This is a genomic window from Catenuloplanes niger, from assembly GCF_031458255.1.
In the GTDB taxonomy this organism is placed as follows: Bacteria; Actinomycetota; Actinomycetes; order Mycobacteriales; family Micromonosporaceae; genus Catenuloplanes; species Catenuloplanes niger.
In genome coordinates this window covers 6,293,422-6,307,047 of the sequence record NZ_JAVDYC010000001.1, presented here as the reverse complement: position 1 = coordinate 6,307,047, position 13,626 = coordinate 6,293,422, and the positions used below count along the sequence as shown (strand labels likewise).

General features: G+C 72.8%; 15 protein-coding genes. 11 read left to right on the top strand and 4 right to left on the bottom strand.

The genetic code is table 11. The features are described 5' to 3' along the window. The first annotated feature begins 200 nt into the window (after positions 1–200). The 6 genes from J2S44_RS28070 to J2S44_RS28045 all read left to right on the top strand — a co-directional run bounded on the left by J2S44_RS28070 (position 201) and on the right by J2S44_RS28045 (position 5,124). Positions 201–680, top strand: coding sequence for a MarR family winged helix-turn-helix transcriptional regulator (locus J2S44_RS28070; RefSeq protein ID WP_310420027.1), 480 nt, complete (start codon positions 201–203; stop codon positions 678–680). A 290-nt stretch (positions 681–970) separates the two neighbouring features. Further along, positions 971–1,477, top strand: a complete 507-nt coding sequence (locus tag J2S44_RS28065; RefSeq protein WP_310420025.1) for a hypothetical protein — start codon at positions 971–973, stop codon at positions 1,475–1,477. Between the two features lie 195 nt (positions 1,478–1,672). After that, positions 1,673–2,110, top strand: coding sequence for a calcium-binding protein (locus J2S44_RS28060; RefSeq protein ID WP_310420023.1), 438 nt, complete (start codon positions 1,673–1,675; stop codon positions 2,108–2,110). A 1-nt stretch (position 2,111) separates the two neighbouring features. Continuing rightward, positions 2,112–2,612 carry a hypothetical protein gene (locus J2S44_RS28055; protein ID WP_310420021.1) on the top strand — a complete coding sequence of 167 codons (501 nt, stop codon included), beginning with the start codon at positions 2,112–2,114 and terminating at the stop codon, positions 2,610–2,612. Further along, positions 2,609–3,427, top strand: a complete 819-nt coding sequence (locus tag J2S44_RS28050; RefSeq protein ID WP_310420019.1) for a hypothetical protein — start codon at positions 2,609–2,611, stop codon at positions 3,425–3,427. The genes J2S44_RS28055 and J2S44_RS28050 overlap by 4 nt, the downstream gene beginning before the upstream one ends. A gap of 236 nt (positions 3,428–3,663) precedes the next feature. Beyond that, on the top strand, positions 3,664–5,124 hold the full coding sequence (locus tag J2S44_RS28045; RefSeq protein WP_310420017.1) for an aldehyde dehydrogenase family protein: 1,461 nt from the start codon (positions 3,664–3,666) through the stop codon (positions 5,122–5,124). Between the two features lie 82 nt (positions 5,125–5,206). Here J2S44_RS28045 and J2S44_RS28040 read toward each other — a convergent pair whose 3' ends face one another. Genes J2S44_RS28040 through J2S44_RS28025 form a run of 4 tightly spaced genes read right to left on the bottom strand, consistent with a single transcriptional unit; the run spans position 5,207 to position 8,474 of the window. After that, the gene (locus J2S44_RS28040; protein WP_310420015.1) at positions 5,207–5,980 is read right to left on the bottom strand and encodes an ABC transporter ATP-binding protein; all 774 of its coding nucleotides are present in this window, start codon (positions 5,978–5,980) and stop codon (positions 5,207–5,209) included. A gap of 3 nt (positions 5,981–5,983) precedes the next feature. Then, positions 5,984–6,742, bottom strand: coding sequence for an ABC transporter permease (locus tag J2S44_RS28035; RefSeq protein WP_310420013.1), 759 nt, complete (start codon positions 6,740–6,742; stop codon positions 5,984–5,986). Next, positions 6,739–7,512, bottom strand: a complete 774-nt coding sequence (locus J2S44_RS28030; RefSeq protein ID WP_310420011.1) for an ABC transporter permease — start codon at positions 7,510–7,512, stop codon at positions 6,739–6,741. Before J2S44_RS28030 ends, J2S44_RS28035 begins: the two co-directional genes overlap by 4 nt. Continuing rightward, entirely contained in the window at positions 7,509–8,474 is a 966-nt protein-coding gene (locus J2S44_RS28025) for an ABC transporter substrate-binding protein (RefSeq protein WP_310420008.1), read from the bottom strand. Before J2S44_RS28025 ends, J2S44_RS28030 begins: the two co-directional genes overlap by 4 nt. A 219-nt stretch (positions 8,475–8,693) precedes the next feature. Between J2S44_RS28025 and J2S44_RS28020 the strand changes: the two genes are divergently transcribed. From J2S44_RS28020 to J2S44_RS28000, 5 genes are all read left to right on the top strand, one after another. Then, positions 8,694–9,494, top strand: a complete 801-nt coding sequence (locus J2S44_RS28020; protein WP_310420007.1) for a CoA transferase subunit A — start codon at positions 8,694–8,696, stop codon at positions 9,492–9,494. Beyond that, complete coding sequence (locus tag J2S44_RS28015; protein ID WP_310420005.1) at positions 9,491–10,246, top strand: CoA-transferase subunit beta; 756 nt, start codon at positions 9,491–9,493, stop codon at positions 10,244–10,246. Before J2S44_RS28020 ends, J2S44_RS28015 begins: the two co-directional genes overlap by 4 nt. Position 10,247: 1 nt before the next feature. After that, the gene (pcaH, locus tag J2S44_RS28010; RefSeq protein ID WP_310420003.1) at positions 10,248–10,958 is read left to right on the top strand and encodes a protocatechuate 3,4-dioxygenase subunit beta; all 711 of its coding nucleotides are present in this window, start codon (positions 10,248–10,250) and stop codon (positions 10,956–10,958) included. Further along, on the top strand, positions 10,948–11,514 hold the full coding sequence (gene pcaG, locus J2S44_RS28005; protein WP_310420001.1) for a protocatechuate 3,4-dioxygenase subunit alpha: 567 nt from the start codon (positions 10,948–10,950) through the stop codon (positions 11,512–11,514). The genes pcaH and pcaG overlap by 11 nt, the downstream gene beginning before the upstream one ends. A 166-nt stretch (positions 11,515–11,680) precedes the next feature. Further along, positions 11,681–13,534: a lyase family protein gene (locus J2S44_RS28000; RefSeq protein ID WP_310419999.1), complete on the top strand. Its 1,854-nt coding sequence runs from the start codon at positions 11,681–11,683 to the stop codon at positions 13,532–13,534. Positions 13,535–13,626: the final 92 nt, after the last annotated feature.

Genomic DNA, 13,626 nt, shown 5'->3' with positions numbered 1-13,626 from the left:
CCTGCACTCTGGCACAGGTGCGCGCGCCCGTCCCCCGCACGCGCGAGGGGCCTGCCACGATGGTGACCCGGCGCACACGATTGCCGCTTGCCGCACGATCCGGCCACACTTGACTCTCGTCCGGCGTCCGGGTTCGGCTCAGGAGGCGCGTGGCATCGCGTCGTCGCTGTCCGGTTGGGGTCTGAGAAAGAGGGTTGTCGATGACGGACGCGCAGGACCGCATCGAGCGGGAGCTGACGCTGCTGGTGCGGCGCACCCAGCGGATCCATCTGCGGCTGCCCGGCGTGGCGCGGCACGTGGAACGCTCCGCGTACAGCATTCTCGGCCGGCTCCACGACGACGGGCCGATGCGGCTGACCGCGCTCGCCACGCTCTTCACGCTGGACGTCTCCACGGTCAGCCGCCAGGTGCAGGCGCTGCAGGCCGAGGGTCTGATCAGCCGGTCCGCGGATCCGGGTGACCGGCGCGCCGCGCTGATCGAGATCACCGGGTACGGCACGGAGGTGCTGCTCGGCATGCGCGCGGCGCGCCGGGAGCTGCTGCGCGAGCTGACCGGAAAGTGGCCGGCCGACGACCGCGAGCGGTTCGCCGACCTGCTGGAGCGCTTCAACGAGGGCGTGGCCGACCGGCTGGGTGGCGCGCCGGAACCGCTGCCACAGAAGGGTTTGATCCCCGAATAACGGGTACTGGGCATCGCCGCGGCCGGCGGCGCTCCACCGAGGACGCCCGCCGCAGGCCCTACACCCGGGAAACGTTCCACTCTAGATCCCGGTGTCCGACATGCCGGATTTTTTACGAAATCGTAGTGTAAATTACGCGACAGCCTTCACATGGCGAAAATACGGGCTCTTTGCCGCTGAGGTACATAGTCTTTGCCTGCCCGAGTGATCACGCGGTTACCTCCGGTTACCGCAAGTCCTCGGGTCGGCGTCGGACCGATTCCGGCACGTGTACTTCAGGAGCTCTCACCATGAAGATCACCATGGCCACCACCGGCCGTATCTCCCTGATGATCGCCACCGCCGCGTTCGGTGTCGCCGTGGCCGCCGCGCCGGCCGCCGCCGGCTTCGGCCCGTCGTCCAGCACCACCAACAAGGCGGACATCGCCATCGTCGGCGGCGACGCCACCGCGTTCGGCGCGTGCATGAACTACGCCAAGGTCTACGCCAAGTGGGGCAAGAAGGCCCCGAAGAACCAGACCTGCAGCAACATCTCGTCCGCGCAGGGTGGCGGCGTGGTCCTGAAGGAGGTGGACGTCACCGTCCTGCAGGACGCGTCCGGCGGCAAGGGCAAGAAGTACAACAGCGCGGACATCAAGATCGCCGGCGGCAACTCCACCGCCTACGCCGCCTGCGCGAACGTGCTGCAGGGCACCGCGACCGCCAAGAACAACCAGGACTGCGCCGCGATCGCGGACTCCAAGGGCGGCGACGTCAAGCTGGACAAGGTCAACTTCACGGTCATCCAGACCAGCTGATTCCGCTGAGCGGGCCGGGTGACCGGCCCGCTCACCACTGCGGTCCTCCCCCGCCGCGCGGACGGCACCGGTGATCCACCGAGGTCGTCCGCGTGGCGCGGAGACGCCGCGCTCCTCGACTCGTCGGCAAGTGCGTGCACGGGCTCTCAGCGCACGCCGCGCCCCTCGTGCCCGCAGTCCTGGAAGGAACGGCAGATGACCAATCCGCTCCGGGGCGCCCTCCTGGCGGGCGCCTCGCTCTCCCTGACCCTGGCCGCCTCGCTCACGCCCGGCGTGGCACAGGCGGCACCCCCGGCAGCGCCCGCGCCGTGGCCGGCCTGCACCATCAACGGCACCTCCGGTGCGGACAAGCTGCTCGGCACGATCGGCAAGGACGTCATCTGCGGCTTCGGCGGCGACGACATCCTGATCGGGCTGGCCGGCGACGACATCCTGATCGGCGGCGCCGGCGACGACATCCTCGTCGGTGGCTACGGCTGGGACACGCTCTACGGCGGCGCGGACGACGACCGGCTGATGGCCGGGACCGGTGGCGGCAAGGTGGACGGCGGCTCCGGCCAGGACCGCTGCCTCGGCCCGGCGAAGAACGCCTGGTACTCCGGCTGCGAGCGCAAGTACGTCACGGGCGCCTGAGATGCGCGCGCACACCGTACCCCCGGCGGTCCTGCTCGGTCTCGTGGCCGGTGCCCTGGTGACGCCGGCCGCCGTGGCGGCTCCGGCGCACGCGGCCGATCCGAAGCCGGCGTTCGCCGTGGACAAGACCTTCGCCACCTGGGACGGCAAGCTGCTCACGGTGACGTTCCGGGAGACCGGGGCGAAGCCGTGGTCGACCGGCCCGGTGTCCATCCGGGCCACCGCGGACGTCGACGTCACCTGCGTGGGCGGCGGCGTCTCGCTCAGCTCGCAGGCGTCCGCCGAGACCGAGGTCGTCGCCGAGCACCGGGCCGACGGCTCCGGCGTGCGCGCCGGCGAGCAGGTCATCGGGCTCTCCGTGCAGCAACCGGGAATCACCGGACTGGACTGCCGTCCCACGCTCACCCGCACGTTCACCGTCACGGTGCGGGACCTCGCCACCGGCGCCGTGCAGACGCTCGCCGGGCCCGCGACCTCCTCCGACACAGGGATCACACCATGAGACTGCAACACCTGACGCGCCTCGGCGCGGTCGCCTCCGGCATGCTGACGCTGGCGCTGGCGCTGGCCGTCACCCCGGCACCGGCCTCGGCCGCGGACGCCGACATCACGCTCAAGGGCGGCGACGGCAACTCCACCGTGGTCTGCGGCAACGTCGCGGCGGCGCTCAGCCTGGCCAAGAAGACCGGCTACAAGCTTCAGCTCAACAACTGCAAGGCGAACGCGGCCGGCGGCTCGGTGGGGCTCAGCAACCTCGAGATCTTCGTGTCCCAGTCCGCCGCGCGGACGAACGCGTCCGCGCTCGCCGCGCTGGACCGGGCCGCGTCCGGGGCCGGCATCGCGGCCGACAAGTGCGAGAACCACCGTCCCAAGGGCACCGGCCAGATGACCAAGTGCTGGGCCACGGCCAAGGGCGGCAAGGTCTACTTGAACAACGTGACCGTGCAGAAGGGCGGCGTGGCGCGGACCATCGACACCGCGGCCATCGCCCGGACCGGCGTGCCGAAGGGCACGAACGGCGGCGCGGTCGCGAAGTGCTGGAACGTCGTCTCGGACAAGCTCAACCAGCGCGACGACTGCAACACGTACGGCGGCGGCGCGGCCTGGATCCTCAAGGGCGTCGACGTCAAGGGCTACAACGGCGAGGGCCTGCGGAAGAACGTATCGATCGAGGTCCGCGGCGGCGACGCGAACAACTACGTGCTCTGCTTCAACACCACGGACGGCTCCGGCAAGGTCAAGCAGATCAACATCTGCTCGGCCGAGGGCAAGGGCGGCGACGTGACGCTGAAGAACATCAAGATCATCACGCTCTGACCCGTCCGGTACGGCTTGGCGCACCAGGCTCTCAGGCTTCACTCTCCGGTGGCCCCGGAGGTGGCCGGTGCGCCATCGGGAGCCCCGCCGGTCGCGGACCGATCGCTGCCGCCTCCCCTGCAGCGATCGGCCCACGATCGGCGGGGTTCCCGCGTTTCTTGACTGCTACGGAGGCCGCCTCTAGCGTTCTCATGGGTAACTGTTGTGCGCCATGCGAACTCTCCGAGGGGCCACACATGACAGACACCCGGCACCTGCTGATAGACGGCGAGCACGTGCCCGCCACCGGCGGCCGCACGACCGAAGACCTCAACCCCTGGACCGGTACGCCGCTCGCGCACGTCGCGGCCGCGTCGCCGGAGGACGTCACCCGCGCGGTGGACGCCGCCCACGCCGCGTTCCCGGCCTGGGCCGCCACGCCCCCGACCGCCCGCCGCGCGATCCTCAACCGGGCCGCGGACCTGCTCGAGGAGCACGCGCACGAGGCCGCCGCGCTGATGGGCGCGGAGACCGGCGGCCCGTTCGGCTGGGCCATGTTCAACGTCGGGCTGGCCACCGGCATGCTGCGCGAGGCCGCCGCGCTGGTCAGCACGCCGCTCGGCGAGGTGCTCGCCACCGACAACCCGGACGCGCTGGCGCTCGGCATGCGCCAGCCGGCCGGCGTGGTGGCCGCGTTCGCGCCGTGGAACGCGCCGATCATCCTGGGCACCCGCGCGATCGCCACGCCGCTCGCGGTCGGCAACACCGTGGTGGTCAAGGCCAGCGAGGACGCGCCGCTGGTCGCCGCGCACTATCTCGCGGACCTGCTGCACGAGGCCGGCCTGCCACCCGGCGTGCTCAACGTGATCACCAACGGCCGCGCGGACGCCGCCGTGATCGCGGAGACGCTGATCGCGGACGACCGGGTGCGCCGGGTCAACTTCACCGGCTCCACCGGCGTCGGCCGGCGCATCGGCGAGCTGGCCGCGCGCCACCTGACGCCGGCCGTGCTGGAGCTCGGCGGCAAGAACTCGATCATGGTCCTGGACGACGCCGACCTGGAGTACGCGGTGAACGCGGTCGCGTTCGGCGCCTACCTCAACGCCGGGCAGATCTGCATGTCCGCCGACCGCATCCTGGTGCACCGCGCGGTGGCGGACGAGTTCACCGCGCTGCTCGCCGCGAAGGCCGCCGCGCTCCCGGCCGGCGACCCGGCCGACCCGTCCACCGTGGTCGGCCCGCTGATCAGCGAGGACGCCGCGCGACGCGTCGCCGGCCTGGTCGACGAGGCCACCGGCCAGGGCGCGAAGGTCGCCGCCGGTGGTGGCGCGCCGGACCGCGCGCTCTACCCCGCCACCGTGCTCTCCGGCGTGGAGCCACGGATGCGCATCCACTCCGAGGAGATCTTCGGCCCGGTCTGCACCGTGCTCACCGTCGACGACGCCGACCAGGCCGTCGCGATCGCGAACGACAGCCCGTACGGCCTGACCGCCGGCGTCCTCACCGCCGACCTGTCCCGCGGCCTGGACCTGGCCCGCCGCCTGCAGACCGGCATCGTCCACATCAACGACCAGTCCGTCGACGACGAGCCGGTCGCGCCGTTCGGCGGCGTCAAGGCCTCCGGCTACGGCCGGTTCGGCGGCCGCGCCGGCATCGACGCGTTCACCGATCTCCGCTGGATCACGCTCCAGCAGCGCCCCAAGCACTTCCCGTTCTGAGCCCGCCCGCCGCGCGCCGGCCGATCATCGACCGATGCGAAAGGGAGGTCATCCTCGCCGTACGACATCCTTTTCGCATCGGTCAGTGATCCTTTGCCTTCGCGGCCTGGATCTGGGTGTAGACGTGGGTGCGCAACTCGGTGAAGCGCGGCAGCGCGCGCGTGTGGAGCTGGTCGCGGTCGGCCGGGAGGTCTATCGGGAGGTCCTCGCGGATGACGGTCGGCGACGCGGACAGGATCAGGACCCGCTGGCCGAGGTAGACCGCCTCGTCGATGTCGTGGGTGACGAAGAGGACGGTGACGCCCAGGCGCCGCCACAGGGAACGGATCAGGTCCTCCAGGTCGGCGCGGGTCTGCGCGTCGACGGCGGCGAACGGCTCGTCCATCAGCAGCACCCGCGGCTCGTAGGCGAGCGCCCGCGCGATCGCGACCCGCTGCTGCATGCCGCCGGAGAGCTGCCACGGGTACGCGGAGTGGGCGTCGGCCAGGCCGACCGCGTCCAGCGACGAGGCGACCAGCTCGCGGCGGCGGTCCCGGGACAGGCCCTTGCGGCGCAGCGGCAGCTCGACGTTGGCGGCGACGCGCAGCCAGGGGAAGAGGCTGCGGCCGTACTCCTGGAAGACGACGGCCATCCCGGGCGGCGGGGCGGTCACCCGCTCCCCGGCGAACGTGACCGTGCCGCCGGACGGCGGGAGCAGCCCGGCGACGCACCTGAGCAGCGTGGTCTTGCCGCAACCGGACGGCCCGACCAGGCAGGTCAGGTCGCCGTCGGCGACCGTGAACGTGAGGTCGCGGATCGCCTCGACGGTGCGGCCGTCGCCGCTGTAGGTCTTCCGCAGGCCGGTGACGTCGAGCATGCCCTATCCCTTCTGGACGCGGCGCAGGCCGTGGTACCAGCCCAGCACCGCGTTCTCAGCCAGCCGGAACAGGCCGGAGAGCGCGACACCGAGCAGGCCGAGCAGGATGATGCCGGTCCACATCTCCGGGATCGCGAAGCTGCGCTGGAACTCGACGATGGTGTAGCCGAGGCCGGAACTGGCGGCGAACATCTCGCTGATCACCATCAGGATGATCGCGAGCGAGAGCGCCTGGCGGGCACCCGCGACGATCTGCGGGCTCGCGGCCGGCAGCGTCAGCCGCCACAGCCGGGCCGGGCCGGTGAGCCCGTAGGCCCGGGCGGTATCGGCCAGCACGCCGTCGACCGCGCGCACCCCCTCGACCGTGTTGAGCAGGATCGGCCAGACGCAGCCGGACACGATGACCAAGATCTTCATGCCGTCACCGATGCCGGCGAACAGCATCATCACGGGGACCAGCACGGGTGGCGGGACCGCGCGGAGGAACTCCAGCACCGGCTCCACCGTCGCGCGCACCAGGGGACGGCCGCCGATCAGCACGCCGAGCCCGACGCCGAGCACCAGCGCCAGCGCGAACCCGGCCAGCAGGCGCAGCAGGCTGGGCAGCACGTCGGCGCGGAGCCGGCCGGGTGTCCAGACGCCGGGCGCGGCCTCCACGATGGTCCGCAGCGGCGGCACGTAGAACTCCTGACTGCCCGCGGTCGCCACCCACCAGGCCACGACCAGCACGAACGGCAACGTCAGCCAGTGGACGAGTCTCATCCCACCGTCTCCCCACGGACCGACTGGTGCCAGCGCAGCGCGTACCGCTCGATCGCCCGGGCGCCCACGTTGATCGCGACGCCGAGCAGGCCGGTGACCACGATCAGCGCGTACAGGTCCGGGACGGCACCGGACGTCTGCGCGACCGCGATCCGCGCGCCGAGCCCGGGCGCGCCGATCACCAGCTCGCCGGTGACGCACAGGATCAGCGCGACCGCGGCGGCCAGGCGCAGCCCGGTCATCACGTACGGCAGCGCGGTCGGCCAGAGCACGTGCGTGATCCGGGCGGCCCGGCCCAGCCCGTAGGCGCGCGCGGTCTCGTCCGCGACCGGGTCGACGTCCCGCACGCCGTGGAGCACCTGGACCAGCATCTGCCAGAACGCGGCGTAGACCACCAGCACCAGCTTGGACTGCAGGCTGGCACCGTAGAGCACCACGACGAGCGGGATCAGCGCCACGGACGGGATCGGCCGGAGAAACTCCACCGTGGACGCGGTCAGCGCGCGCAGCACCGGCACCGCACCGATCAGCAGGCCCAGCACGACGCCGGCACCGGCCGCGATCAGCAGCCCGATCACCCAGCCGGACAGCGTGTCGCGCAGCGCGGCCCAGAACCCGGCGTCGGCCAGCTCGCCGGCGAGCGCGACCGCGATGTCGGCGGCCGGCGGCAGGTAGCGCGACGGGACCAGGCCGGCGCGCGGGATCACCTCCAGCAGCAGCACGAATCCGGCGAGACCGGCCAGGCCCAGGACGAGTCTCCCGGGTCTCACGGCAGCAGCTTGCCCAGGTCCGGTGCGGTGCCGCCGAAGATGCCGTCGGTCGTGCCGAGCGTGGCCAGCGTCTCCAGCGACGTCCGGTTCACGTCGGTGGGCCACTTCGGCAGGATCAGCGCGGCCCGGACCTCCTCGCTGATCTTCGTGTAGCTGCTGAGCACGGCCCGCACCTCGTCCGGGTGCGCGTCCGCGTACGCCAGCGACTCGTTGATCGCCTCGGTGAAGCTCTTCACCAGCTCCGGATCCTCGGCGATCAGCTTCGTACCGGCGAAGTAGGCCGCGATCGTCAGGTCCGGCGCGGTGTCGGTGAAGTTCGACGCGATCACGGTGCCACCCGCGGCCTTGACCGCGGACAGCTGCGGCTCGACCACCCAGGCCGCGTCGACCTGACCGCTCTCCAGCGCGGCCGGCATGTCCGGGAAGCCGATCTCGACGAACTCGATGGTGCTCGGGTCACCGCCGGCCTTGCGCACCGACTCGCGCACCGTGGTGTCGCCGATGTTCTTCAGCGTGTTGACCGCGACCTTGCGCCCGGCCAGCCCGGCCGCACCGGTGATCGGGCTGCCCTCGGCGACCGCGACGCCGCCGAAGTCCTTGCCGGGCACGCCGGTGGACGCGGCACCGTTCGCCACGATCCGCACCGGCACGTTCTTCGTCTGCGCGATCATCAGTGAGGTGATGTTGCTGAAGCCGAACTGGAAGTCGCCGCTGAGCACGCCGGGCACGATCGCGGCGCCGCCCTGCGCGGTGACCAGCTCCAGGTCGATGCCGCGCGAGGAGAAGAAGCCCTGCTCCTTGCCGAGGTAGATCGGGGCCACGTCGACGATCGGGATGACACCGACCGTGACCGGGCGCGGCCCGGACGTGCCGGTGTCCGGCTCCTCGGACGGGGAGCCGCCACAGGCGGTGACGGCGGTGAGCACCGTGGCGCTGAGCGCGACGGCGAGGTAGCGGCGCATATGGATCTCCCGGGTGGGGTGTTTTGCCCGATTTATACCTGTGCGCTATCCGAACAGACGTTCTCATGAAGAACGTAGGGGCGTGAGCTGAACCACGTCAATCCCGTACGTCGATATTCTTACGGCCCGGGCGCCGTTGACGCTGCCCCGGGCCCGGCGTTACGTTCGTCAGACGAACTCTTGTGCGCAAGACGCACACACTGCGGATCCTGGAGCGCCATGGCGGAGATCACCACGCTGGCCGAGGCGGTCGCCCGGCTCGTCCACGACGGCGACACGGTGGCGCTGGAGGGCTTCACCCACCTGATCCCGGTCGCCGCCGGGCACGAGATCATCCGGCAGGGCCGCCGCGACCTGACGCTGGTCCGGATGACGCCGGACATCGTCTACGACCAGCTGATCGGCGCCGGCTGCGCGCGCAAGCTGGTCTTCTCCTGGGCCGGCAACCCGGGCGTCGGCTCGCTGCACCGGTTCCGGGACGCGGCGCAGCACGGCTGGCCGGTCCCGCTGGAGATCGAGGAGCACAGCCACGCCGGCATGGCGAACCGGTACGCGGCCGGTGCGGCCGGGCTGCCGTTCGCGGTGCTGCGCGGCTACACCGGCACCGACCTGCCCGGGCGGACCGCCACCATCGCGCCGATCACCTGCCCGTTCACCGGCGAGGTGCTGACCGCGGTGCCGGCGCTGAACCCGGACGTGGCGATCGTGCACGCGCAGCGCGCGGACCGGCACGGCAACGTGCAGCTCTGGGGCATCACCGGCGTGCACAAGGAGGTCGTGCTCGCCTCCCGGACGTCGCTGGTCACGGTCGAGGAGATCGTGGACGAGCTCGCGCCCCGGCCGGGCGCGATCGTGCTGCCGGGCTGGGCGATCACCTGCGTGGCCGAGGTGCCCGGCGGAGCCCGGCCGTCCTACGCGATGGGCTACTACGAGCGGGACAACGCGTACTACCGGTCGTGGGACGCGATCTCCCGGGACCGGGACGCGTTCACCACCTGGCTGCGGACGGAGGTCCGGTGAGTAGTCATTCACCCGGCGAGATGATGACCGTCGCGGCGTCCCGGGCGCTGTCCGACGGCGACCGTTGCTTCGTCGGCATCGGCAAGCCCAGCACGGCGGCCAACCTGGCCCGCCGCACCCACGCACCCGGCCTGGTGCTGGTCTACGAGTCCGGCACGATCGGCGCGAAGCCGGACCGGCTGCCGCTCTCCATCGGCGACGGCGTGCTGGCCGAGACCGCGGACGCGGTCGTCTCGGTACCGGAGATCTTCAACTACTGGCTGCAGCCCGGCCGGATCGACGTGGGTTTCCTCGGCGCCGCGCAACTCGACCGGTTCGCCAACATCAACACCACCGTGATCGGCGACGACTATGCGAACCCGGCGGTACGGCTCCCGGGCGCGGGCGGCGCGCCGGAGATCGCGGCATCGTGTCGCGAGGTCATCGTGATCGTGCCGCACAGCCGGCGTACGTTCGTGCCGAGGGTGGACTTCGTGACGTCGTTCGGCTTCGGCGCCGGGGCGGGCGACCGCGAACGGCACGGGCTGCGCGGCCGCGGCCCGCAACTGGTCGTCACGGACCTCGGCATGCTCGCGCCGGACCCGGAGACGTGCGAGCTCACGCTCACCCACCTGCACCCCGGCGTCACGCTCGACGAGGTGCACGCGGCCACCGGCTGGGACCTGCGCGTCGCCCCCGGACTGCGGACGACCGAGGCGCCGACGGACACCGAGCTGAGCGTGCTGCGCGCGCTCGAGGGCCAGGAGGGCTGACATGCTGCCGACCTACCGGCGCGACGACGGTACGACGCATCCGCCGCTGCTCTCCCCCGGCTACCGGTCCACCGTGCTGCGGGCGCCACGCGAACAGTTCGTGCTGCTGCCGCACTCGCTCACCGAGGTCACCGGCCCGCTGCTCGGCGAGGGCCGGGTGCGCCCCGAGGACGCCGACCTCACGCTCGCGCCCGGCGGCGAGGCACAGGGCCAGCGGATCGTCGTGCACGGGCAGGTGCGGGACGCAGGCGGCCGGCCGATCCCGCACACCCTGGTCGAGGTGTGGCAGTCCAACGCGGCCGGGCGCTACCAGCACCGGTGGGACCAGCACCACGCGCCGCTCGACCCGCACTTCACCGGCGTGGGCCGCTGCCTGACCGACGACGCGGGACGCTACCGGTTCGTCACCGTCAAGCCGGGCGCCTACCCGTGGGGGAACCACCCGAACGCGTGGCGGCCGGCGCACATCCACTTCTCGCTGCTCGGGCGCGCGTTCACGCAGCGCCTGGTGACGCAGATGTACTTCCCGGACGACCCGCTGTTCGCGTACGACCCGATCTTCAATTCGGTCCGGGACGAGCGGGCCCGCCGGCGGCTGATCGCCCGGTTCGACCTGGACGCGACCGTGGAGTCGTGGGCGCTCGGCTTCCGCTTCGACATCGTGCTGGCCGGCGAGGACGGTACCCCGACGGAGGAGCCGCATGACGACTGAGTTCGACGGGCTCACCCCGTCGCAGACGGTCGGGCCGTACCTGTCGATCGGCCTGCCCTGGCCGGACGGCCACTCCGTGGTCGAGGAGGACACACCGGGCGCGATCCGGATCTTCGGCACGGTGTTCGACGGCGCCGGCGCCGAGGTGCCGGACGCGCTGATCGAGACGTGGCAGGCGGACCCGGCCGGCGGTTTCGCGCACCCGGACGACCCGCGCGGCGCCACGGACAGCGGCTTCCGCGGATTCGGCCGGTGTCCCACCGACGACGCCGGCAACTGGGCGATAATCACCCTGAAGCCGGGCGTCGTACCGGACCGCGAGGGCCGCCCGCAGGCGCCGCACATCGACGTCTCGGTCCTCGCGCGCGGACTGCTCCACCGCGTGGTGACCCGGATCTACTTCGCCGACGAGGCCACCGCGAACGCGGCCGACCCGGTGCTGGCGACCGTCCCGGAGGCCCGCCGGCCCACGCTGCTCGCCCGGCCGGACGGCGCCGGCTACCGCTTCGACATCCGGCTGCAGGGGGATGATGAGACCGTCTTCTTCGCACTCTGACCCGCCTCCCCACGGCACCCCGGCTCCCGGCCCCGGCCCTGCTGCCGGCACCGGCGCGGATTCCGGCCCCATTGCGGATTCCGGCCCCGGCGCGGATTCCGGGCCCGGCGCGGCTCGCGACGCTGACCGGCTCGGGCTGTTCGACGGGGTGCTGTCGGCCGGGCCGGTGCGCGATGCCGTCGGCGACACCGCCTGGCTGCAGGCCATGCTCGACGCCGAGGCCGCGCTGGCCCGCGCCCAGGCCCGGCTCGGCCTGATCCCGCCGGCGGCCGCGGTGGCGATCACGAACGCCTGTCACGCGTCCCGGTTCGATCCGGCCGCGCTCGCGCGCGACGCGGTCTCCGCCGGAAACCCCGTGGTGCCGCTGGTACGCGCACTGCGTGCCCAACTGCCGCCGGACCTGGCCCGGTTCGCCCACGCGGGCGCCACCAGCCAGGACATCATCGACTCCGCCGCGATGCTGGTCGCCCGGCGCGCCACCGGCCCGCTGCGCGCCGACCTGGCCTCCGCCGCCGATCGCGCCGCCACGCTCGCCGCCGTGCACCGGGACACGCCGATCGCCGGCCGCACGCTGCTCCAGCAGGCGCTCCCGACCACGTTCGGCCTGATCGCGGCCGGCTGGATGACCGCGCTCGACGCCGCCGGCGCCCGCCTGGCCCGCGTCCGCCACGGCACGCTCGCCGCCCAGCTCGGCGGCGCCACCGGCACCCTGGCCGCGATCGGCGACCTCGCCGCGCAACACACGCACGAACCCCACGCGCACGAGACCCAGGCGCACAAGACCCAGGCGCACAAGACCCAGGCGCACGAGACCCGGGCGCACGAGACCCGGGCGCACGAGACCCGGGCGCACGAGACCCGGGCGCCGCAGAGCGATGCCATGCCGCAGACGGGCACCACATCCCAGACCCGCACCACGCCGCAGACCGACCCGGCACAGGGCGACACGGCCGACGCGGCACGCGTCGATACGGCCGGTGCGGCACAAGGCAACACAGCCGACGCGGCACGAGACCACCAGGCACAAGCCGACACGGCACGAGCCGACACGGCACGAGCCGACACGGCACGAGACCACCAAGCACGAGGCGACACACCAAATACGGCACAAGCCGACGCCGCCGATGCGGCGCGAGACGACGCGGCCGGCGCGTCCGGCGTGGCCGGCGCGTCCGGCGTGGCCGACGCCGTCGATGCGGCACGGTTGCGGAGCCCGGATGCGGGGCCGGTGGGAGCGGGTGGCGCGGAGGGTGGACGAGGCGGGGTCGCGGGCCGGAGCGGTGCGGTGCGCGCGGCCGGCGACGGCCGGATCGGGCCGGAGCTGATCTCCGTCTTCGCCGACGAACTCGAGCTGAACGAGCCGATCCTGCCCTGGCACACCGACCGCGGCCGGATCGCGGAGCTGGCCGGCGCGCTGGCCGGCGCGGCCGGCACGATCGCGAAGATCGCCCGCGACGTCATCCTGCTCGCGCAGACCGAGGTCGGCGAGGTGCGGGAGGGCGGCGGCCGCGGCGGCTCGTCCAGCATGCCGCACAAGGCCAACCCGGTCGCCGCGATCTCCGCCGCCGCGTCCGCCGCCCGCGCGCCCGGACTGGCCGGCACGCTGTTCGCGGCCATGCCGCACGAGCACCAGCGCGCCGCCGGTGCCTGGCACGCGGAGTGGCTGCCGCTCACCGACCTGCTGCGGGCCACCGGTTCCGCCGCGTACTGGCTGCGGGACTGCCTCACCGGCCTGGAGGTCGACCCGGCCCGCATGCGCGCCAACCTGGACCTGACCGGCGGCGCGCTGCTGGCCGAGCGGGTCGCGGGCGTGCTCGCCGAGGATCTCGGCAGGGACGCCGCCCACGACCTGGTCGCGGCGGTGGTGCGGGACGGCCGGCCGCTCGCCGGCGATCCGCGCGTCACCGCGCACCTGGACCGGGACGCGGTGACCGCGCTCCTCGACCCGGCGGAGTACCTGGGCAGCGCGGGCCCGCTCGTCGATCGCGCACTGGCCGCCCACCCCAAGGGCGACGCGTGACCACATCGTCCCCGTCGCGGGACGCCGGGTGCGAAAGCGGCCGCCGACGCCGTGGGACCGGGCTCGGCGGCACCGCGACACCGGCCGCGGGA